General features: G+C 43.5%; 21 protein-coding genes and 2 riboswitches. Of the genes, 11 read left to right on the top strand and 10 right to left on the bottom strand.

Annotated features, from left to right (window positions below; genetic code table 11):
- Nucleotide 1: 1 nt before the first annotated feature.
- From queE to queC, 3 genes are read right to left on the bottom strand one after another with little or no spacing between them, the layout of a single operon-like run.
- Nucleotides 2-724 carry a 7-carboxy-7-deazaguanine synthase QueE gene (gene queE / locus AFK25_RS04505; protein ID WP_035064127.1) on the bottom strand — a complete coding sequence of 241 codons (723 nt, stop codon included), beginning with the start codon at nt 722-724 and terminating at the stop codon, nt 2-4.
- Nucleotides 724-1161: a 6-carboxytetrahydropterin synthase QueD gene (gene queD / locus AFK25_RS04500; protein WP_009362722.1), complete on the bottom strand. Its 438-nt coding sequence runs from the start codon at nt 1159-1161 to the stop codon at nt 724-726. Before queD ends, queE begins: the two co-directional genes overlap by 1 nt.
- A complete protein-coding gene (gene queC / locus AFK25_RS04495) occupies nt 1158-1823 on the bottom strand; it encodes a 7-cyano-7-deazaguanine synthase QueC (RefSeq protein WP_009362723.1) in 666 nt (221 codons plus the stop codon). Before queC ends, queD begins: the two co-directional genes overlap by 4 nt.
- 76 nt (nt 1824-1899) lie before the next feature.
- A riboswitch (PreQ1 riboswitch) is annotated at nt 1900-1944 on the bottom strand.
- A gap of 140 nt (nt 1945-2084) precedes the next feature.
- Between queC and phoU the strand changes: the two genes are divergently transcribed.
- Nucleotides 2085-2744, top strand: coding sequence for a phosphate signaling complex protein PhoU (phoU, locus tag AFK25_RS04490; RefSeq protein ID WP_009362724.1), 660 nt, complete (start codon nt 2085-2087; stop codon nt 2742-2744).
- Nucleotides 2745-2834: 90 nt separating this feature from the next.
- Nucleotides 2835-3668, top strand: coding sequence for a hypothetical protein (locus tag AFK25_RS04485; protein WP_035064130.1), 834 nt, complete (start codon nt 2835-2837; stop codon nt 3666-3668).
- Nucleotides 3669-3714: 46 nt separating this feature from the next.
- On the opposite strand, the gene AFK25_RS15215 is transcribed toward AFK25_RS04485, so the two are convergent.
- Nucleotides 3715-3828 carry a DUF6254 family protein gene (locus AFK25_RS15215; RefSeq protein WP_003396753.1) on the bottom strand — a complete coding sequence of 38 codons (114 nt, stop codon included), beginning with the start codon at nt 3826-3828 and terminating at the stop codon, nt 3715-3717.
- Nucleotides 3829-3934: 106 nt separating this feature from the next.
- Between AFK25_RS15215 and AFK25_RS04480 the strand changes: the two genes are divergently transcribed.
- Complete coding sequence (locus AFK25_RS04480; RefSeq protein ID WP_035064133.1) at nt 3935-5548, top strand: methyl-accepting chemotaxis protein; 1614 nt, start codon at nt 3935-3937, stop codon at nt 5546-5548.
- 10 nt (nt 5549-5558) lie between these two features.
- Here the strand turns inward: AFK25_RS04480 and AFK25_RS04475 are convergent, their stop codons facing one another.
- From AFK25_RS04475 to AFK25_RS04465, 3 genes are all read right to left on the bottom strand, one after another.
- A complete protein-coding gene (locus AFK25_RS04475) occupies nt 5559-6008 on the bottom strand; it encodes a hypothetical protein (RefSeq protein WP_035064136.1) in 450 nt (149 codons plus the stop codon).
- Nucleotides 6009-6053: 45 nt separating this feature from the next.
- Nucleotides 6054-7049, bottom strand: a complete 996-nt coding sequence (locus tag AFK25_RS04470) for a YkvI family membrane protein (protein ID WP_035064139.1) — start codon at nt 7047-7049, stop codon at nt 6054-6056.
- Between the two features lie 65 nt (nt 7050-7114).
- Entirely contained in the window at nt 7115-7489 is a 375-nt protein-coding gene (locus AFK25_RS04465) for a FixH family protein (RefSeq protein ID WP_009362729.1), read from the bottom strand.
- Between the two features lie 89 nt (nt 7490-7578).
- Here AFK25_RS04465 and AFK25_RS04460 point away from each other — a divergent pair, with 89 nt between their 5' ends.
- From AFK25_RS04460 to AFK25_RS04440, 5 genes are all read left to right on the top strand, one after another.
- The gene (locus AFK25_RS04460; RefSeq protein WP_035064142.1) at nt 7579-8553 is read left to right on the top strand and encodes a YncE family protein; all 975 of its coding nucleotides are present in this window, start codon (nt 7579-7581) and stop codon (nt 8551-8553) included.
- Between the two features lie 2 nt (nt 8554-8555).
- Complete coding sequence (locus tag AFK25_RS04455) at nt 8556-9227, top strand: response regulator transcription factor (RefSeq protein ID WP_035064144.1); 672 nt, start codon at nt 8556-8558, stop codon at nt 9225-9227.
- Complete coding sequence (locus AFK25_RS04450; protein ID WP_035064147.1) at nt 9214-10620, top strand: sensor histidine kinase; 1407 nt, start codon at nt 9214-9216, stop codon at nt 10618-10620. Before AFK25_RS04455 ends, AFK25_RS04450 begins: the two co-directional genes overlap by 14 nt.
- Nucleotides 10621-10654: 34 nt before the next feature.
- Complete coding sequence (locus AFK25_RS04445; protein WP_035064150.1) at nt 10655-11509, top strand: methyl-accepting chemotaxis protein; 855 nt, start codon at nt 10655-10657, stop codon at nt 11507-11509.
- Nucleotides 11510-11652: 143 nt separating this feature from the next.
- A complete protein-coding gene (locus AFK25_RS04440; RefSeq protein ID WP_035064153.1) occupies nt 11653-13740 on the top strand; it encodes an ATP-dependent Clp protease ATP-binding subunit in 2088 nt (695 codons plus the stop codon).
- Between the two features lie 12 nt (nt 13741-13752).
- Here AFK25_RS04440 and AFK25_RS04435 read toward each other — a convergent pair whose 3' ends face one another.
- The 3 genes from AFK25_RS04435 to AFK25_RS04425 are packed head-to-tail and all read right to left on the bottom strand — an operon-like array spanning nt 13753 to nt 16152.
- Nucleotides 13753-14400: a TetR/AcrR family transcriptional regulator gene (locus AFK25_RS04435; RefSeq protein ID WP_009362735.1), complete on the bottom strand. Its 648-nt coding sequence runs from the start codon at nt 14398-14400 to the stop codon at nt 13753-13755.
- Between the two features lie 7 nt (nt 14401-14407).
- Complete coding sequence (locus AFK25_RS04430) at nt 14408-15439, bottom strand: ABC transporter permease (protein ID WP_035064155.1); 1032 nt, start codon at nt 15437-15439, stop codon at nt 14408-14410.
- Complete coding sequence (locus AFK25_RS04425) at nt 15436-16152, bottom strand: ABC transporter ATP-binding protein (protein WP_019417272.1); 717 nt, start codon at nt 16150-16152, stop codon at nt 15436-15438. Before AFK25_RS04425 ends, AFK25_RS04430 begins: the two co-directional genes overlap by 4 nt.
- 161 nt (nt 16153-16313) lie before the next feature.
- A riboswitch (Lysine riboswitch) is annotated at nt 16314-16492 on the top strand.
- Between the two features lie 133 nt (nt 16493-16625).
- Between AFK25_RS04425 and AFK25_RS04420 the strand changes: the two genes are divergently transcribed.
- The 3 genes from AFK25_RS04420 (at nt 16626) to AFK25_RS04410 (ending at nt 20771) form a co-directional block, all read left to right on the top strand.
- A complete protein-coding gene (locus tag AFK25_RS04420; RefSeq protein ID WP_035064157.1) occupies nt 16626-18047 on the top strand; it encodes an amino acid permease in 1422 nt (473 codons plus the stop codon).
- A gap of 284 nt (nt 18048-18331) precedes the next feature.
- Nucleotides 18332-18850 carry a type II toxin-antitoxin system PemK/MazF family toxin gene (locus tag AFK25_RS04415; protein WP_035064160.1) on the top strand — a complete coding sequence of 173 codons (519 nt, stop codon included), beginning with the start codon at nt 18332-18334 and terminating at the stop codon, nt 18848-18850.
- Nucleotides 18851-19352: 502 nt separating this feature from the next.
- Complete coding sequence (locus AFK25_RS04410) at nt 19353-20771, top strand: ATP-binding protein (protein WP_035064162.1); 1419 nt, start codon at nt 19353-19355, stop codon at nt 20769-20771.

The following is a 20771-nucleotide window of genomic DNA, read 5'->3' as shown; positions in this document are numbered from 1 at the left end:
GTTATACGCCGCGACGATTGCCCCATAATAACGTGTGTAGTTGGGGCAAGACGCGAACGTCATTCATTTCGTTTGATTGCACAACTTGTTCGACGAGCCATTCAAGTTTTTGTAATAATTTTAAGCGAAGCGTTATGTCGTCTGCTTCATGTATATCATCGTTGCCGACTTGAACGTAAAACGGAACGGTCGGGTAGCGTTGATGCACATGTTTAGCATAAGCAAAATCTTCATCGTTAAATACGACGACTTTTAAACTCACTTGCCCGCGATGCATCGCTAATCGGTCCATGATTGTATCAAGCATCGCAAAATTTGTTTCCATGTTTGAACTCGGCGGCTTTGGTGAAATCGTTAAATCATCGATATCGTAAAACCAGTCTTGCCATACGCTTCCTTGCGTCTCTAAGCCGATGCGCATTCGATGTTGTTTCAGTAAAGAAATGAGCGCATGCAAACTTTTGAGCAGCGCAGGATTGCCGCCTGAAATGGTCACGTGGTTAAACCGATCCCCGCCAAGTTGTTTCAGTTGTTGCCAAATATGTTCGGGCGTCATTTGTTTTATTTCATCTTTCGCTGAACCGTCCCACGTAAACGACGAATCGCACCAACGGCAACGATAGTCGCATCCTGCCGTGCGGACAAACATCGTTTTTTGCCCGATGACCCTGCCTTCGCCTTGAATTGTCGGGCCGAAAATTTCAATGACCGGAATGCGCTCCATTATTGTTTCCCTGCTTTCGGACGATATACGACATAGCTTGTCGGGGACTCCCGCACAAACACTTGAACGCATGTCGGTTTATTCGGCAACGTGTCTAAATGTTCCTGAACGATTTCTGCAATTTTTCGCGCTACCACTTCTGTCGTTGGAAAATGTTCAGCTGCTGTATCGCTAAATACGTCTTTATGGTCGTTCATAACTGTATGATCAAAACGGTTGTGCACAAGTTTTTTTAACTGTTGAAAGTTAATTAAAAAGCCTGAATCATCAAGCTCGTCACCTGCAACAGTAATGTTGATAAAATACGTATGTCCGTGCATATTCGCACATTGGCCGGCTGCTTCATGCGGAATAAAGTGCGCCGCCGCAATTTGCATATCTTTATTTAATTCATAGCGAAACGGGTGAATGACTTGCGGATAAATTTGTTGGATCATTGCACATGCGCCCCTTTCTTTTCACTCATATATTGATCAAGACCTCGTTTACGCAACACGCACGCTGGACATTCGCCACAACCGTCAGCGATGATGCCGTTGTAGCACGTGAGCGTTTTCGTGCGCACGAACTCAAGCGCATCCAGCTCATCAGCAAGCTTCCACGTTTCCGCTTTATTTAACCACATGAGCGGCGTATGAATGACAAAGTCGTAATCCATCGCTAAATTAAGCGTCACATTTAACGATTTAATAAATACGTCACGGCAATCCGGATAGCCGCTAAAGTCTGTTTCACATACGCCCGTCACGAGATGACGCGCCCCTTTTTGTTTCGCAAGCACCGCCGCAAACGATAAAAACAATAAATTGCGCCCATCGACAAACGTGGATGGCAATTGTCCTTCTTTTTGTTCGATCGCTATATCGCTTCTTGTTAGCGCATTTGGTGCGAGCTGATTTAATAGCGACATATCAAGCACCGTATGTGGCACGTCAAGCTCTTTCGCAATCGATGCAGCGACGTCAATTTCAAGCCGATGGCGTTGGTTGTAATCAAACGTCACCGCTTCGACTTCCGCAAAATGTTTTTTCGCCCAAAATAAACATGTTGTACTGTCTTGGCCGCCGCTAAAAACGACGACTGCTTTTTCTCTTTTCATCTTTCGCTCCCCTTTCTTACATAATGAGAAGAAAGAGCGTTCTAAAACAAAAACGCTATACCCCCTAAGGACATAGCGATCCCTAGTTTTTTTATAGAGGGTGTTCTAGAACCTCTCCTACGCAAGCCGCGTAGAATTCTTCTTCAATTGTACGCCTAACAATATACCATAAAACATATATTCATTCTATAAAAAAATTATGCTTTATTTGTGAACTGTTTTCAGGATATAATAACAACAAAAAAAGTTAGGTGATTCAACATGACAAAACGTTCAACTTTTGATGCGGCGCTTCAACAACTGCGCGAAAAATTAATGACGATGGTATCTGCTTCCCAACAAGCGCTACATGAATCGATTGAAGCGTTAAAAACGCAAAATATCGCGAAAGCAGATGACATTATCGAAAATGATAAAAAAATTAACGAACTTGAGCGCGAAATTAACGAGCTTGCGATTATGACGATTTTAAAACAACAACCGGTCGCATCTGATTTACGTCGGTTAATCGTTGCGCTTAAAATTTCGTCTGATGTCGAGCGCATTGGTGACATTGCGGTCAATATCGCAAAATCGGTCAAATTTATCGGTACAGAACCGCATGTGAAACCGATCGTCCACATTCCTGAAATGGCGGCAATCGTCAATGAAATGTTAGACCATGCGCTTCATGCGTTCCATAACGATGACGTTGAAGAAGCGAAGCGGATCGCACTTGAAGACGATCGAGTAGATGAGTTGCAAGGAAAAATTATTCAAGAATTAATTGACTTAATGAGCGAAAAACCAGAGTTTACAAATCAAATTACACAATTGTCGTTCATCACGCGCAACTTAGAGCGCGCTGGCGACCATGTGACAAATATCGCTGAAAATATTTTATATAGCGTCAAAGGAATTCGCATTGATTTAAACTATTAAATATTCGGGTGCCTCATAATTTGAGGCATCTTTTTTTATCGCTTTCTTTTTTATGCGATGATATAATTTTGTCGGGGGAGGTGAGTAAACATGGACGATATGCTCAAACGTATTTTCGATGAGCTCGCATTGTTGCGCGAACACATGGCTACAAAAGACGATATCGCTGCCATGGACAAGCGTATCGAACACATCGAGCAAACAATGGCGACAAAAGACGATATCGTAAGCATCGAGCAACGCATGGCGACAAAAGACGATATCGCTGCCATGGACAAGCGTATCGAACACATCGAGCAAACAATGGCGACAAAAGACGATATCGCAAGCATCGAGCAGCGCATGGCCACAAAAGACGACATTGCTGCCATGGATAAGCGTATCGAACACATCGAGCAAACGATGGCGACAAAAGACGATATCACAAGCATTGAGCAACGCATGGCGACAAAAGATGATATCGTAAGCATCGAGCAGCGCATGGCCACAAAAGACGATATCGTAAGCATCGAGCAGCGCATGGCTACAAAAGATGATATTGCAAGCATTGAACAGCGCATGGCCACAAAAGACGATATCGCAAGCATCGAGCAACGCATGGCTACAAAAGATGATATCGCAAGCATTGAACAGCGCATGGCCACAAAAGATGATATCGCTGCCATGGACAAGCGTATTGAGCACATTGAACAAACAATGGCCACAAAAGATGACGTCGCAGACATTCCTCTCATTAAACAAGCCGTGTTAGAAACATTAGAAGCAGTAAATGAAATATCAACGATCAAGCAAAACCTCGCTGAAATGTCCCAAAAGCTAGATGATGTCATCGCGACCCAAGCGCGACACGAGCTTGCTATTCAGTCGCTCGCTGTTCGGTCACTTGTACATGAAAACGAAATTCGTGCGTTAAAAGCAAGATAACGAGGCAAAAGGCTGTCACAAACTTCTTTGGGACAGCCTTTTCCATTTATTTTTCTTCTTTTGCTAGTTGTTCAAACGACTTCACTTTCCCGTGCGGTTCGTTTTGTGCTTGTTTCCGAACGGTCCATTGTCGCTCTTTCTGTCTTTTCGATTGGGTCATTCGTCTCACCTCCCTTTTTATCATTTGTTCATTTTTCTTTTTTATGACTTTTTCATTGTTTGAAAATTGTGTATATTTGAAATAAGGGGAAAAGGGGGAGAGAACATTGTTACAATCGAAACAAGCGAAAAAAGCACTGCAAAAAGTACAACGAGTAGCGAAAGAAGTACAACGAACGATGCGATTAGACCAACCGCTCGCTCAACAGCTCAATTCGTTGCGCGACGTATTAGACCGCCATCTTGAACGCGATGAATATTTCGTCATCGTCGATGAAGACGGAAAAGGTGTTGTGCATACGAACCGTTTGCGCGAAGGGATGGTGTTTGACGACGAAGTAGGAAAAAAAGCGGCAACGACAACTGCTCCACTGTTGCAACTGTATAAACGAAATACAGGTGAAGTGCTCGTCGATGCCGCATGTCCACTGTTCGAACAAAATGGAAAGCGCTTTAATTTGCGCATGGGACGTCTGATCCATCAGCCGTATATAGAAATGTGGTTTAGCACGATCGTCTTCTTGCCCGTTATCGCTCTTTTTATTGTTGCGTTTATGATGCAGCTATCGGTCAAACAAACGTTGTTGCTCACAAGCGTCACCGGCTTCATCAGCTTTCTCGTTTCTTTTTCATTTTACCGCACGATCATGAACCGCCTGCACGCGTGGTATCACGTCACTCGTGCCGTCTCATCCGGACAGCTTCATACCGAAGTGAAAACGGTCGGAAAGCGCAACGCTTTTCATCAAATTGGCTATGAAATAAACAAAGTCATTCTCGGTTTGCGCATGATTTTACAACAAATCGCAAAGGCAACCTCCTCCGTCGAACAAGTGAGCCACGAACAAAAAGAAGAAGCGAAACGAATAGCGGAGGCGTTTGATGAAGTGTCCGCAACGATGGAAACGTTTCGTGAAGGGGCGCAAAAACAAACGACATTCGTCGATGAAGCGAAACAGCGCATTCAAACGATGCTTCATTATATGCATACCGTCCAAACAGATATTGAACAAGTCGTCGAACGGGCGCAAACGACATTTCAATCCGCCCAAACAGGATATACGTATATGCAAGCTATCGAACAACAAATGAATGACACAAAACAACAAATGAACGACACCGCGAAACAAATTCAAACGGTCGCGAAAGAAGCCGATGCGCTCATCCAAAAAGTGTCCGCCATTACGGCGATTGCGGAACAAACGAACATGTTGGCATTAAATGCTTCCATTGAAGCGGCACGAGCAGGAGAAGCTGGAAAAGGATTTGCCGTCGTTGCCTCAGAAGTGCGAAAACTTGCGGAACATACGAACGCTTTCGCGCATGAAATTTTATCATCGCTTGCGAATACGTATAATCAACTATCAAGCGTCGCAAATGCGGTCACGAAACAAGCAAATACGATCGATGAAACGACCGCCTCCTTAACAAAACTGACCGACAGTATTGCTTATTTTCAAACGATGTCACATGAGCTAAATGCGTTAAGTCAACGAAACCGAACGCTTATGCAACAAACGACAAAAGAAGGAAACGAACTACACGAAGCGATTACCGATATTTATACGATCGCCAACGACTTTACAAAAGTCGTTCACGAAACGGCAAGCGGGCTGGAACAACAAGCGATGAGCGTCCATCAACTCGCAAAAGAAGCGGCAGTGCTGGCGGAGGAAGTGTATCAACTAAAACAAATTTTACATCGGTTTGGCGTGAAGTGAAAAAGCGAGCCTAAAGTGCATTGGCTCGCTCGCTTTTTGTACGATATGCATATGCCCCGATACCGATCGTTAAAATAAAAAGAAACAAAAGTATCTCTCCTGCCTCTAAGCTCGCGACAACGCTACATCCGAAACAAACGAGAAGCGGTGTTTCCAGCCACTGTTCCTTGCTAAACAGCCACCACTCAAATAAACCGATCGTAAACGCCAATACGTACATCGTTCCGTCATGAAGCAAAAGGAATGAAAAAACTCCCATCCATAACGCAATAGCTGCTGGCAATAAAAGAAATGCGTCATGCTCACGTACACCGCGCTTAAACACATATATATGAACGATAAGTCCAAAAGAAAAAACAATAAGCGCCCATACACTTGCATCGTACCATTGAATGAGATGGAACGTTTCGAGCGTAAAGAAAAGAAGTAAAACGAACATTGCCATGACCGTTTGCCGCATCACTTCACCTCCCCTTTACATTCAATGTACTACACTTCTTTTTTTCTAGCTAGGCATTTTTCGATAGAAAAGCAAGAAAATAAAAATGATGCTCATATATCCAAACAAAGGATATAAAAAAGTAAGGAGCGCATGATACCCAATTAAACTAAACGCATACATCGCTAGCAAAAGCACAATAAGGATCAATGTCGGCTGCTGAAAAAAAAGCGCCAATTTCCGATGCAAACCGAACACCCCTGCAATAAACGAGGTGAAAATTTCTCCATAAATGATCACGACATATAACCAGTAAAACGAAGCAAGCGAACGTTTCACCACTTCCGCCATCGGAATGCTGTAAGATGACAATTGCGGCAACAACGAAAGAGCAACATGACTGCTAAATAAAATAAACATAAGCAACATGCCACCGAGCCAACCACCGAGACGAATCGTCTGTTCATCTTTTACTTCCGTTGCAAGCGGAACGAGAACGACTTGCGCCATCGCTAAATTAAACGCCACATACGCAAACGGAGAAAAAAAAGCAGCAAGCGGCGGCTTCGTCCATACGACGTCGCTTCCGTTCATCATCGCAATACATAAGCTAAATATAACCATCATCGGCACGACAATCATATTGACGCTTAAAATACCGTTTAAACCAAATAACATCGTCACAAAGGCGAGAATGATCGTGAGCACAAGCCCAACATATGCCGGCATATGAAGCTGTTCTTCAAACACCGCCCCCGCCCCTGACAACATGACCGATGTCACGCTAAATAACACAACAAACATAAAGAGATTGACGAGAACACCGAATTTCCCAAACAAATACGCATTCAACTGTTCATATGAACGGGCATGAAGCCGAGCGGCCATCATCATTAAACGCGTTCCGAAAAAAATAAATAGCCCCCCGCTTGCTGCAATAGTCACAAACCCAATCGCACCGTATTGCGTAAAAAATTGCACAATTTCTTTTCCGGTCGCAAATCCAGCCCCAACAACCGTTCCGACATACACAAACGCAATTTGAACCGCCCGCATCCACATACGCTCTCCCCCACTCGTCCATTTTTTCTATATATATGAAAAAAACGGCGAATATTTTCCGCCGTTTATTCTACCACTACATCGATTTTTGGCATATTATGCATATTTTTCGCCGTCACATGCGCCACAACCGCATACGTTCCTTTCGTTGCAAACGTATAGCGCGCGACATATTTTCCGTCGCCGACATGTTTTCCTTCAATCATTTGTCGGTCTTCTGTGCCATGTTTCCATACTTCAAATTTCACTTCTGATGCATCCGTTACTTTTTCATCACCATATGTCACAAAACAAGCGAGTTCGACTTCTTGATTAGCCGGAAGCTTTTCTTCCACCGCCATTTTGACGTCTAAATACGCCAACTCTTCTTCTTCCGCCTTGCTCGCACAACCGGCGACAACAAGCAAAACGAACGAAAACAACAACAACCATTTTTTCATGTTTATCCCCTTCCATGTTACAATAGTTTCACAAAATATTCACAACTATTTGCTACAATAGTATTAAAACGCGATGGAGGACTCGTACAATGCAAGTTCGTTTCTTTCTTTGGCTGATGATCGTGATGTTATTAACGAGCTGCACCTCACAAACGTACCCCCCGATCAAACGGGACGAGGCGATCATTGGCGTCGTAAATATAAAAGAACAAAGCTTGTCATTTATTGATTATAACACGAAACAAGTCATGACAACATGGCAAATGAAAAAGCCAATCACAAAAGCAGCGCTTCTTCCGGACGGTGATACGATCGTTTTATTCGGACAAGACATGGACGAAATGATCGCCTATACGTTATCAACCGGAACAGAAACGAGACGATGGAACGTTGAAAAAGGGATAACGGATGTGCTTGTCACCGAACGTCACTTGCTCGTCGTCAACGAAAAAAAAGGAACGGTGTCAATCATGACGTTTGATGGAAAAGTGAAAAAGGTGATCACCACTCCACCGTCCCCTTTTTCAATCGTAGAAGACGATAAACATCGCCAATGGATCGTTATTCATTTTAAAAACGGTGCGATTTCATTTATTGATCAAACGACAAAACGAGTGACACGAACGGTCGATACGCTCGATTCCGCCGTCAGCGGCTTCGTCGTTCCCGAAACGAATGAACTATGGGTCGGCGGGCATGGTAGCGGAGCAACGATTCAACAAGAAGTGTACGTTCATTCACTTGTCGACGGACGGTTGCTCACACGTGTAAGAGCAGAAACGATGCCGATTCAATTCGTTCAAACGAACGAAGCGATATACGCTCTTTGTCACGGGGCGAATATGTTGTATGCATTTGAACCAAAAACAAAACGTATGATGCGCTCGCTTGATGTTGGCGCCAATCCGTTTGCGATGACAAAGGCGAAAAGCGATCTCGTCATCGCAAGTTACGACAGCAATGAATTAATTTTTGTCGATGAAAAAACGTTCAAACAAACAAATACCGTTTCTGTCGGACATGGACCGTTTTATATCTTTTTTCGTGATGCAAAGGGGGAATAAGCGTGGCAACGATTTTAATTATTGACGATGAAAAAGAGATGCGCGAGCTACTTCGCCTATATTTAGAGCCAGAAGGATTTACGTGCATCGAGGCGGACGATGGCGAAGCAGGGCTTGCCCAATTCGGACGAAGACATGTCGATTTAATTTTACTTGATATTATGATGCCAAAACTCGACGGCTACCGTTTTTGCATGCACGTGCGCGAGCGTTCGCAAGTGCCGATCATTTTTTTAACGGCACGAAGCGATGAATGGGATCGTGTATATGGGCTGAAAATTGGCGCAGACGACTACATCGTAAAACCGTTTAGCCCGAATGAAGTCGTGGCGCGCGTTCATGCTGTACTTCGACGAACGAAAGGGACTGAGGCAACTCCGCAATATGAAGCAGGTCCGATCATTGTCGATGAAAAAGCTCGAAAAGTCACGGTCAACGGAAACCATGTTCTATTAACGTTAAAAGAATTTGAATTGCTCGTGTTATTTTTAAAACATCGCGGTCAAGTATTTACGCGTGAACAGCTGTTAGATCGCGTTTGGGGCATTCATTACGTCGGCAGCACGCGCACGGTCGATACGCATATTAAAACGTTGCGCATTAAATTAGGTGAAGCGGGGCAACTCATCCAAACGGTATGGGGAGTGGGATATAAATTTGATGAAACGGTTTAATTCTCTTTCTCTACAACAAAAACTATGGCTTGCGATTAGCGCTTTTTTAGTGCTTGCGGTGTTGCTTTTATATACGGTTGCTGTGTATATATATGAAAATATTTATATTTCACACGTCGAACAACGTTTATTGCAAGAAGGAATGAACATTGCGGAAAAATATGACGGCGGTGCGCTGACAGACTCGTTTCGCAATACCGTTTCCTTTATCAATGACATATCCGATACAGAAATTGTGCTCGTCAACAATCCGCGTGAATTAAGCGCTTGTTTGCCGTTTGAAGTCGATCATCACTCCGTCATTAGCGAAGCGGAACGGCAACAACTGCTTTCCGGGAAAACGGTAACGAAAAAAGGATATGAACAAACGTTTGACCGCCAAATCGTCGGCATCATCATTCCGCTATTAGACGAACATCGCCTCATGGGCATTTTATATTTGTACGTTCCGCTCGCATCCATTGAAGATGTGCTCGAGCGCATTCAAACGTTCGTCATGGTCGGCGGTAGCCTTTTTTTATTCATTACGGTATTTGTCGGACGAAAAATTGCGATGCATTTCACAAAACCGTTGCAACATATGCAACAAGCGGCCTATCGCGTCTCACAAGGCGATTTTTCTGTCCATGTGGATGTCGAAACGGAAGATGAAATCGGACAATTAGCGAAGGCGTTCAATCAAATGGCGCATGCGCTCGCCAAAGAAGATGAACGAAAAAAAGAATTTTTAGCGAACGTTTCCCACGAATTGCGCACGCCGTTAAGCTATGTGAAAGGATATAGCGAAGCGTTATTAGACGGGATAGTGAAAGACGAAGAACAACAAAAAAAATATATGAAACTCATTCACCGCGAGGCGAGCCGCATGCAACGTCTCGTGCGCGATTTGCTTGATTTGGCGCAATTAGAAGGCACATATCCGCTCGTGCGCACCCCGTTTTCGATCGCACAGCTCATCGAAGAAACGATGGAAAAATACGAGCCGCTCTTACAAGAAAAACGCATTCACCTTTCCCTCGATGTCGACCATGACTTAGTCGTCGATGGCGACCCCGATCGCATCGAACAAGTGTTGCAAAACTTGCTTGATAATGCATTGCGCTACACCCCTTCTGGCGGCAACATATCGTTATGGACCGTAAACAAACATCCGATGTGCGAGCTCGTCATTTCCGATTCGGGACAAGGAATGTCGAAACAAGACATCGAACGATTAGGCGAACGATTTTTCCGAACCGACCGCTCCCGCTCGCGCGAACATGGCGGCACAGGTCTTGGCATTGCGATCGTCAAGCAAATTGTAAAACTACACGGCGGATCAATTCGCTTTGAAAGCGAACAAGGAAAAGGAACGACCGCATACGTTCAATTGCCGTTATATGATGAATCATAGTACAATAGAGTAACATATGTTTAGGAGGGATGACATGAAGTTACATACGATTCCGCTCGATTTAGAGCGCGTATTTGAATCGATGTGCCACTCATTTGCGATGATTTTATTTCGCCCAGATACAACAGTATTATGGGCAAACGATGTATTTCTTCAAGCGATGGGCTACACGGAGCAACAATTGCTCGGTTTATCCCACCGTCAATTTTGCCTTCCAGAATACGCAAACAGCTACGAGTATACACAATTTTGGAATCGCCTAAAAAACAAACAGCCGTTTTACGGCACGGTGCAACGCGTCACCCGACACGGCAAACATATATGGCTAGAAGCGCTCTATACTCCGGTGTTAGACGAACAAGGGCAATTGCAAGCGGTTTTTAAAATCGCCACCGATGTCACCGACCGGCAACAGACGTTAAATGAAGAGTTTGCTAGTTTACTTGAAGAAATGAACGCGAGCACGAGCGATATTCAACAAACGGCCCGCTTAATCAACAATCACGTGAAACAGTTGAGTGAAAAAGCGGAAAAAGTAAGCAAAAGCACAGAAGAAATTCAAGGCGTCATTTCGTTCGTGAAAGACATTGCAATGCAATCGAATTTGCTCGGGTTAAACGCCGCCATCGAAGCGGCTCGCGCTGGCGAACACGGACGTGGCTTTGCGATCGTCGCAGAAGAAGTACGCAAAATGGCAGAAAAAAGCAAACATTCCGCCGAAGACATTTCCGAACAGCTGAATCATATTACAAACTCGGTGTTAGAGATGGTTCATATGCTTCAAGAAGTGGCGGAAAAAATAAACGATAGCGCCGAAGCAATCGACGAACTTCACCAAGTACAACAACATATGGTTAAAATTACAGACAAACTGACGAAGCTTTTATAACTGCCCATCGCGGCAGTTTTTTTTCGTCACGAAAAAAATTTTTATTTTTTTTTAAAAAAGGTCTTGAAAGTCAAAAAAGGTCAAATTATAATAAAGTCAGAAAGGTCAAATATAGTCAAAGTCAAAAAAGGAGGTTGGTGCCTATGATGTGCCAAGTATGTAAACAAAATCAAGCAAACATCTTTTTACATGTGCAAGTAAACAACGACAAACAACAATTACACCTTTGCGAGGCGTGCTATGAAAAACAAAAACAACAATTAAAAGTGCCAGCAGGATTCCACTTCGATCGTTTTGATCAATTGTTCTCCGACTTCTTCGCACCGCTTGCTGAACGAACAGTTTCCCACGCCCAACAACAAGAACAACAACCGAAACGAAACGGATTGCTTGACCAATTCGGTCGCAACTTAACGCAATTAGCGAAAGCAGGACTAATCGATCCTGTCATCGGACGCGATAAAGAAATTGAACGCGTCATTGAAATTTTAAATCGTCGCAATAAAAACAATCCGGTGTTAATCGGTGAACCGGGCGTTGGTAAAACGGCGATCGTCGAAGGATTAGCGCTTAAAATCGTTGAAGGATCTGTTCCATCGAAACTATTAAACAAAGAAGTGTACGTGCTCGATGTCGCTTCCTTAGTCGCAAACACAGGCATTCGCGGTCAATTTGAAGAGCGAATGAAACAATTAATTGCTGAATTACAGCAACGGAAAAACGTCATTTTATTCATCGATGAAATTCATTTACTTGTCGGTGCCGGATCGGCAGAAGGCTCAATGGACGCAAGCAACATATTAAAACCGACGCTTGCCCGCGGAGAATTGCAAATCATCGGCGCAACAACGTTAAAAGAATATCGTCAAATCGAAAAAGACGCTGCGCTTGAACGTCGCTTCCAACCGGTCATCGTTCACGAACCGACAATCGAACAAGCGATTGATATTTTAAAAGGCATTCAGCCAAAATATGAACAATTCCATCAAGTCAAATATACAGATGAAGCGATTCACGCATGCGTCACTTTGTCGCATCGCTACATTCAAGACCGCTTCCTTCCTGATAAAGCGATTGACTTGTTAGACGAAGCGGGTTCAAAAGTGAGCTTAAAAGCGACACCGACAAATAAAGAAGCCATCGAACAACGTCTCGAACAATTAAGAAAAGAAAAAGAAAAAGCGGCGCAAGAAGAAAATTACGAACTCGCTGCCAAATTGCGCACCGAAGAATTGCAGCTTGAAAAACAATTACAACAAAACGGACAAGCTGAGCAACCGGTAGTAGACGTCATGCACATTCAACAAATCATTGAAGAAAAAACAGGCATCCCAGTCGGCAAACTACAAGCTGATGAACAAGCAAAAATGAAACATTTAGAAGAAAACTTAGCGAAAAAAGTCATCGGTCAAGAAGAAGCCGTGAAAAAAATCGCAAAAGCGATTCGCAGAAGCCGCGCTGGCTTAAAAGCGAAAAACCGTCCGATCGGTTCGTTCTTATTCGTCGGTCCGACTGGCGTCGGTAAAACAGAATTGTCGAAGACGCTTGCTGAACAATTGTTCGGCTCTAAAGATGCGATGATTCGCTTAGACATGAGCGAATATATGGAAAAACATGCGGTCGCCAAACTCATCGGTGCACCTCCTGGCTACATTGGCCATGAAGAAGCCGGTCAATTAACAGAAAAAGTGCGCCGCAACCCTTACAGCATCATCTTGCTTGATGAAATGGAAAAAGCGCATCCAGACGTGCAACATATGTTCTTGCAAATTTTAGAAGACGGTCGTTTAACAGATAGCCAAGGTCGTACCGTCAGCTTTAAAGATACAGTCATCATTATGACATCAAACGCAGGTACGAATGTCGAAGGCGACTTGCTTCAACGTCTCAGCCTATATTTCAAACCGGAATTTTTAAACCGTCTCGATGCCATTATCGAATTTAAACCGCTTGAAAAAGCGCACATGTTGCAAATCGTTGACCTCATGTTCGCTGAATTGCAACGCACGCTTTCTGAACAACAGGTAACCGTTACAATGAGCGACAAAGCGAAAGAAAAATTAGCTGACCTTGGTTATCATCCGACATTTGGCGCTCGTCCACTCCGCCGCGTCATGCAAGAACATGTCGAAGACCAAATTGCCGACGTGTTGCTTGATGAAGAACATGTTCGTACAATCCACATTGATGTAGAAGACGATCGCATCGTTGTAAAACATGAAAAAGCCTAATCCGCACATGGATTAGGCTTTTAGTCCATTCATCAAAAACTGAATCGTCCGCTCCATCTCCTGTTCATCATCCCACGGACCGTCGGGCATGAGAAGAAAACGAGTGAATAAAAACCCTGCGATTGTCGTAATCGTCAAGCGAATAATCGTCTCCGGCGGAAGTGGAACAAGCTCCCCTTTTTGTTGAAAATGCTCGACAATTTGTTTAAACTTTTCGTACACATGATTGATAAAAATTGTTTGAAACTGCGCTTTAATGTCATCGTGAAATGACATTTCCTGCCATAATATACGAATCGCAGGCAAATACGTTTTCACAAATTCATACCGATTTTGAAAAACAGCGCGCACAAACTGCTCATAATGTTCATATTCGTTTTCAAATACGTCTTTCACAAACTTTTTCGCTAAAAACGGCGCAACCGATTGAAATAACGTCGGTTTAACGATCGCCAACAACAAATCTTTTTTCGTTTTATAATGACGAAAAATCGTTCCTTCCGCTACCCCTGCCCGCTTCGCAATTTCGCTCGTCGACGTCGCGGCGTATCCTTTTTCTGCAAACATGTCAATGGCCGCTTGTAAAATATTGATTTGTTTTTCGCTTAACTGTTGTCCATCGACGTTTAATAAATGAAACAACTGTTGCCGTTCGTCCATCATACCCTCACAACTTTCGATATTTCTTTAATGCTAATACATTTAATATCATAAATAAAAGAGAAAAACTAATCAAAACATATACGTCGAAGGCGATTGCTTCAAACCCTTTTCCGCGAATCATAATTTCTCTTAACGCATCTGCCCCGTAATATAACGGCATGGCGAAGCTAACAGAACGAAGCCACGGCTCCATCGTTTCTAAATGAAATAGCCCTGAGAAAAAGACTTGTGGAACGACGACGAGCGGAATAAATTGAATCATTTGCAATTCGTTGTTCGCAAATGCCGATAATAACGTTCCTAACGTGAGCGCCGTCATCGCCAATAAAAACGTAATGAGCAGCACATACGAAAATGACCCTTCCATCATCATGTCTAAGACGTGAATCGCAAACGAAGAAATCAGGCTTGCTTGAATCGTCGTAAATATGCCAAAGCCGATGACGTAACCGATCACAATTTCCCATCGTTTTAACGGCGTCGCTAACAAACGCTCAAGCGTGCCACTCGTCCGCTCGCGCAAAAACGACACCCCTGCAATTAAAAAGACGAAAAAGAAAATGAAAAAGCCGATTAATACCGGACCGAAATTGTCAAATAACGCCATGTTTTCTGAGCCGTGCATATATACCGTGTCGATCGTAAATGGTTGTTTCGTCGGCGGCATGAGCGTTTGTGCTGCTTTTTGCACCGTCATGAGCACCGTTTTGCTGATAGACGGATCGCTTCCTTCGAGCGTCAGACGGAAAGCGGTTTCCTTCATTTCAATAAATGCGTCAATTTGTTGCTCATCTAGTTCGTCCATCGCCTTCGCTTTTGTCATCGTCGTCACATGCGCATCCGCTTGTTTTAATGCGTCTTGCAACGGCTGTGGCACGTTTGCATCAACCGCGATATGCGGTTCATATTGTTCTCCGTTAAACACTAAGTCCATTAAAAACAATACAAACATCGGTGCGACAATCATTAATGCAAGCGTTCGTTTATCGCGAAAAAACTGACGAATAATGCGAACGACAATCGCTTGAATTCTCATGCATATGCCCCCCCAAAATGTAAAAATGCTCGTTCTAACGTCGTTGTGCCTGTTTGTTTCTTTAATTCGTCTGGACTGCCGACGGCAATCAACCGTCCGTCGCGAATCATCGCAAGCCGCATACATTTTTCTGCTTCATCCATGACGTGCGTCGTCACAACGATCGTCGTTCCGCGTTGACGAATGCGTTCAAGTTCTTCCCAAATCGCTTGCCGAAGAAGCGGATCGATCCCGACGGTCGGCTCGTCTAAAATTAGCACTTCCGGTTCATGAAGAAGCGCGGCCGCTAGCGAAAGACGGCGTTTCATTCCGCCAGAATATTGATGAACCGCTTTTTTCCTATCGTCCGTTAAATTGACAAGCTGCAACACTTCTTCGATGCGCTCTTTTTTCTTCTTCCCTTTTAGTCCGTAAATCGAGGCGAAAAAGTCTAAATTTTCAAGTGCCGTTAACTCGCTGTATAGCGCATCGGATTGTGCCATAAATCCGAGGCGCGCCATCGTTTGCAAATTCGGCATGCGCGCACCGAGCACATGAATCGTCCCTTCTGTCGCCATATCGATGCCTGCGATCATTTTGACGAGCGTCGTTTTCCCCGCCCCAGATGGACCGAGGATGCCGAAAATTTCTCCTTCATTTACTTCTAGTGACACGTCATGAATGACTTCTTTTTTATGAAACTGTTTACTTACGCGTTGCAATTGAATCGCCATCATGTTCCCTCGCTTTCATTAAAGTGAGTGAGTACTCACTTTAATTATATACGTTCCATTTCCTTCTTGTACATATGTGCGAAAAATTTTTCATTGACGAAACGAAAAGATTTTTGTACGATAGTAACGTCAATTTCATACGAAATCTTTCTCGTCAACTAAGATGAGATAGAGGTCGCGGCAAATAATAGTAGTTTCATGGAGGCGCAGAGACGTCGAGGAAGTGAAATGAAAGGATTTGTCGCCGAAGTTTATAGCGTGCTCTGGCGCTATAAGCTGGGCCTGTTGCCGAATAGGTGCAGGACTGTCATCGCGCATGCGGTGGAGAGCTATCGATCTTAAGTTTGATGCGGATGTGTCATATATTGTGCACCCGTTGAAAACTTAGGGTGCACTTTTTTATTTAAAAAAGTGCACGACAACAGCGCTCTACCGTATGCACCGTATATTTTATGAACGAAAGGATGAAAAACATGAAACAACAAAAACTCGGCTTTTGGGTATTGACAGCGCTCGTTGTCGGTAACATGGTCGGATCTGGTATTTTTATGCTTCCTCGTTCGCTTGCGGAAGCCGCAAGCCCTGCTGGCGTGTTGCTCGGATGGCTGTTGACGGGTGCTGGGGTGTTAATGATTGCGATTATTTTTGGTAACTTAGCGATTCGAAAACCAGAATTAAATGGCGGACCGCAAATTTATGCGAAAGAGCTGTTTCCAAAAGGTTCAAATGCGTCGATTTTATCCGGCTTTATGTCATCTTGGGGATATTGGATCGGAAACGTCGCTGGAAACGTCGCCATCATTACGACGTTTGCTAGTTACTTATCAACGTTTTTCCCTGTTTTAACGAGCGAACATGTCGTCTTTTCCGCTGGTTCATTGACGTTAAAACTTGGAAATTTACTGACGTTTCTCGTTTGTACAGCGCTTTTATGGGTGATGCATGCGATTATTTTACAAGGAGCCGAAAACGCTGGAAAATTAAATTTCGTCGCAACAGCAACGAAAGTGCTCGGCTTTTTCTTATTCATTGTGATCGGATTGTTCGCCTTTGAAAAAAGCTATATCCAACCGTTTGTTGCTCCGCGTTACGATGAAGCAGGGCATACGCTCGGTCTTCTTCCGCAAATTAACAACGTTGCATTAAGCACGCTTTGGGCGTTTATCGGTATTGAATCGGCGATCGTCTTTGCTTCGCGCGCGCGCAAACAAAGCGATGTGAAACGCGCGACCATTGTCGGTTTATTTATCGCCTTAGCGATTTACGTCGGCATTAGCGTGCTCGTGATGGGATTGTTAAAACAAGAGGTGCTCATGCAGTCGGAAAAACCGCTCGTCGATGCGATCGGAACGGTGTTAGGACCGATCGGATCGCAACTGCTTGCCGGGCTCGGTTTAATTAGCTTAATCGGCTCTACGCTCGGTTGGATTTTTTTAAGTGCGGAAGTGCCGTATCAAGCCGCAAAACAACAGTTGTTCATTCGCGCCTTTTTACAAGAAAATAAAAACGGAATGCCGCGCTTTTCTTTAATCGTCTCGAATATGATTGCGCAACTATTCATTTTTTCAACAATTTCCAACTCGATGGCGGCAGCGTTTGATTTCGTCATTTACATTGCGACATTATCGTATCTCGTTCCATACGTCATCGCTTCCGTTTACCAATTGAAGCTCGTTTGGACAGGAGAAACGTATCGCACGATGCAAGAACGAATGATCGACGGAACGATCGCCGTGCTTGCGACCGTTTACTCCATTTGGCTTGTGAAAGCCGGAACAGCCGATATGAAAACATTTTTACTCGGCATCGCCTTGCTTGCAAGCAGTTTGCTTTTTTACCCGCTTGTTGTCAAACAACAAAGCGAAGAAACGAACAAACAAAAACAGTCAGCATAACAAATCCCCCGTCATTTTGAACATATCGCTGGCAAGAAAAAGCCCACCTTCTTCAGCTGCTCACAGTATATCATTGGCAAGCTGAAGAAGGTGATTTTGTCATATACATGCAACTTGAAATAGTGACTTCTGCATGAATACCTGTTGCAAGCATTCCTTGATCATGGCGAAGGCGCTGTACTCCATTTTCTCTTTCTTCCACCGTCTTGAATCCAATTGAACGGTTGTTGAAATGTGATACAATCATGAGCGTGATATATAAAACGAGGGGGACGTAGGAGAAGATGGAAGCAGATACAATTCAACGCGAACGTTTACGTTTAAAAAAAGTGAAAAAAAATGAAAAACTAGATGAATGGCATCCAAAGAAGATTGCTTTAGCAAATGAATGGATTGAGAATGAGCAAACACAAATGAAGCGCCCAATCATACGAGGAGCTATTTTCACTTGTGAACTCGGAGAAAATATAGGCACAGAACAAAATGGAGAGCGACCGGTGCTTGTTATTTCCAATGACTGGATTAACCGTACATCTGGAAGCGTTAAGATAGCTCCTCTGTCGACAAAGTTAAAAACAAAAACGATTACAGATCGAAAAGGAAAAACCAAGGTAGTACCTCGTTTAAAGACACATTACTTTCTTCAAAAGGAAGTGTATCCGTTTTTAGCGCAGACTTCCGCGGTAAAGGTGGAAGAATTAACGACCGTCAACAAAGTACGATTAAAACAACATATCGGCAATATAAACGATGATGACTTAAATAAGATTATGAACCGTGTAAAGTGGGTATTTGACCTGTAACGAACTTACAGCGTATTGACACTTCCCTCGTTTTTTTCTATACTTAGATTACAAAATAAGTTGTCTGTCTCGTCACAGACTATTTCACACGTAAAAAAACGTGGATTCGTTTGTTTTTGCAACGGAGAGGAGCCTAAATGGTTCCTCTCTTTGCATATTACCGTCAATAGAATCATAAACTAATGATAAGTTGCCTGCCACGTCGCAGGCCATTTCACCTCGTTAGCGGGGAAATCATCGCTTTTGCCCCAGTACTTTAGTGCTGGGGGTTCATATTTTTCGTCTCCCTGCATTGTTTCGGACAAGCAAAGAATAATAAATGGTCATTGATTAGCCGAATGGATCAGTTACAATTCCTCCGTACACGAACAATTTAGTCTTTTTATTTTTCATCCTTCCTATCCGAGCAAAAATCCCATGCTTACACCAATGATTTTTTCCGTCTTTTTCTCATATTTATGCTATAATATTCCTTGAATTTTGTTTTGTTGAGGGAGCATATATGGGGAGAGAGAGAAAAAAGCGATGGTTGTACGTCTTGCTTGTCATGTTGCCGTGTGTCATCGGCAGCGTATGGATTTTGCTTTGGCAGGACGAACAACAGCAACAACAGTTGCTTGAAGAAACGAAACTGTTTGCCAATATACATAAAAATGATTTAGACCGTTTTCTAACGGAAACGACCGTTCGCCTTGAAACGTTAGCGATCGTTGTAAGCAAACATATTGCGACATTAAAAAAGGAAGAAATAAACGACATATTGCAACAAATGCAAAAACAAGACGTTCGTTTTCAACGCATTTCGTTCGTTTCTGAAAGTACAAATGCGACGATGCGCTTAGCGAAACTGACGAAACAGACGATCATCGACAGCAATCGGATACCGACAATTATCACGCCGATTATCAATGAGCAGACGAACGAGACGGTTGGCTTTTTCGTGGCGGAGTTGCGCACAGAGTATATGAAGCATCGCATGAAAATCGTTTATCCGAACGCTTCTTTTCGTTTATATGATGAACATGGAGCGGTTCTTCTTGCGACAAACAAACTTCAAGCATCACAACAAACGGTAAGCGTTCATTTAAATCAAGTGCCATGGACGATTGAAGCGAACGTGCCGCACGTCAATATGAAACAAAAGATACAAGCTTCCCTTCCTTATATCTTGTCGCTTATTGTGATCATCCATATTATTTGGTTGTTCATTCAATATTCGCTATTAAAACGGCAAACGATCGTCGAACGAATGGAAACGGAAGCGCAAAAGCTTGAGCTCATCGGTACACTTGCCGCAAGCACGGCGCACGAAATTCGCAACCCGCTCGCTGGCATTAAAGGGTTTATTCAACTATTAAGTGAAAAACATAAAGATAACGAATCACAACTTTATTTTTCCGTCATTCAAAACGAAATTACACGCATTAACGATATCGTCAACGAATTTTTAATTCTCGGCAAACCGACGGCACAAAAGCTTGAAATGTGCGATTTAAATCATATCGTCCAAAGCATTCATCCGATGATTGAGTCGCAAGCGCATTTCCATAACGTCATCTATTCGTTTCAACGTGCAGACGTACCGCTTCCGATTCGTTGTTCGAAAGACCATTTGAAGCAAGTCGTCTTAAATTTAGCAAAAAATGCGATAGAAGCGATGCCGCATGGTGGCGAACTGACCATTTCTCTCGAAAAACAAGGAAACTTCGGCATATTGCACGTCAAAGATACAGGAAGCGGCATTCCAAAACATGTGAGCGACAAGCTATTCCAACCGTTTGTCACGTCTAAACAAACAGGGACAGGGCTTGGGCTCGTCGTATGTAAACGCATTATAGACATGCACGAAGGAACGATCGACATTCATAGCATAGAAAAGAAAGGAACGACGATTACTGTTCGTTTTCCGTTAGGAGGATGA

It is taken from the genome of Anoxybacillus gonensis (genome assembly GCF_001187595.1).
Taxonomy (GTDB): domain Bacteria; phylum Bacillota; class Bacilli; order Bacillales; family Anoxybacillaceae; genus Anoxybacillus; species Anoxybacillus gonensis.
The sequence above is the reverse complement of the archived record's forward strand: the minus strand, read 5'-3'. Positions and strand labels throughout refer to the sequence as shown.

Excerpts from the sequence above, each read along its gene's own strand:
- AFK25_RS04450 (WP_035064147.1), top strand. The coding sequence starts at position 9,214 with ATGAAACGGTTTAATTCTCTTTCTCTACAACAAAAACTATGGCTTGCG.
- AFK25_RS04485 (WP_035064130.1), top strand. The coding sequence starts at position 2,835 with ATGGACGATATGCTCAAACGTATTTTCGATGAGCTCGCATTGTTGCGC.
- AFK25_RS04415 (WP_035064160.1), top strand. The coding sequence starts at position 18,332 with ATGGAAGCAGATACAATTCAACGCGAACGTTTACGTTTAAAAAAAGTG.
- AFK25_RS04440 (WP_035064153.1), top strand. The coding sequence starts at position 11,653 with ATGATGTGCCAAGTATGTAAACAAAATCAAGCAAACATCTTTTTACAT.
- queD (WP_009362722.1), bottom strand. The coding sequence starts at position 1,161 with ATGATCCAACAAATTTATCCGCAAGTCATTCACCCGTTTCGCTATGAA.
- AFK25_RS04425 (WP_019417272.1), bottom strand. The coding sequence starts at position 16,152 with ATGGCGATTCAATTGCAACGCGTAAGTAAACAGTTTCATAAAAAAGAA.
- AFK25_RS04430 (WP_035064155.1), bottom strand. The coding sequence starts at position 15,439 with ATGAGAATTCAAGCGATTGTCGTTCGCATTATTCGTCAGTTTTTTCGC.
- AFK25_RS04465 (WP_009362729.1), bottom strand. The coding sequence starts at position 7,489 with ATGAAAAAATGGTTGTTGTTGTTTTCGTTCGTTTTGCTTGTTGTCGCC.
- AFK25_RS04445 (WP_035064150.1), top strand. The coding sequence starts at position 10,655 with ATGAAGTTACATACGATTCCGCTCGATTTAGAGCGCGTATTTGAATCG.
- phoU (WP_009362724.1), top strand. The coding sequence starts at position 2,085 with ATGACAAAACGTTCAACTTTTGATGCGGCGCTTCAACAACTGCGCGAA.
- AFK25_RS04420 (WP_035064157.1), top strand. The coding sequence starts at position 16,626 with ATGAAACAACAAAAACTCGGCTTTTGGGTATTGACAGCGCTCGTTGTC.
- AFK25_RS04410 (WP_035064162.1), top strand. The coding sequence starts at position 19,353 with ATGGGGAGAGAGAGAAAAAAGCGATGGTTGTACGTCTTGCTTGTCATG.
- AFK25_RS15215 (WP_003396753.1), bottom strand. The coding sequence starts at position 3,828 with ATGACCCAATCGAAAAGACAGAAAGAGCGACAATGGACCGTTCGGAAA.
- AFK25_RS04435 (WP_009362735.1), bottom strand. The coding sequence starts at position 14,400 with ATGGACGAACGGCAACAGTTGTTTCATTTATTAAACGTCGATGGACAA.
- AFK25_RS04470 (WP_035064139.1), bottom strand. The coding sequence starts at position 7,049 with ATGTGGATGCGGGCGGTTCAAATTGCGTTTGTGTATGTCGGAACGGTT.
- AFK25_RS04475 (WP_035064136.1), bottom strand. The coding sequence starts at position 6,008 with ATGCGGCAAACGGTCATGGCAATGTTCGTTTTACTTCTTTTCTTTACG.
- queE (WP_035064127.1), bottom strand. The coding sequence starts at position 724 with ATGGAGCGCATTCCGGTCATTGAAATTTTCGGCCCGACAATTCAAGGC.
- AFK25_RS04460 (WP_035064142.1), top strand. The coding sequence starts at position 7,579 with ATGCAAGTTCGTTTCTTTCTTTGGCTGATGATCGTGATGTTATTAACG.
- queC (WP_009362723.1), bottom strand. The coding sequence starts at position 1,823 with ATGAAAAGAGAAAAAGCAGTCGTCGTTTTTAGCGGCGGCCAAGACAGT.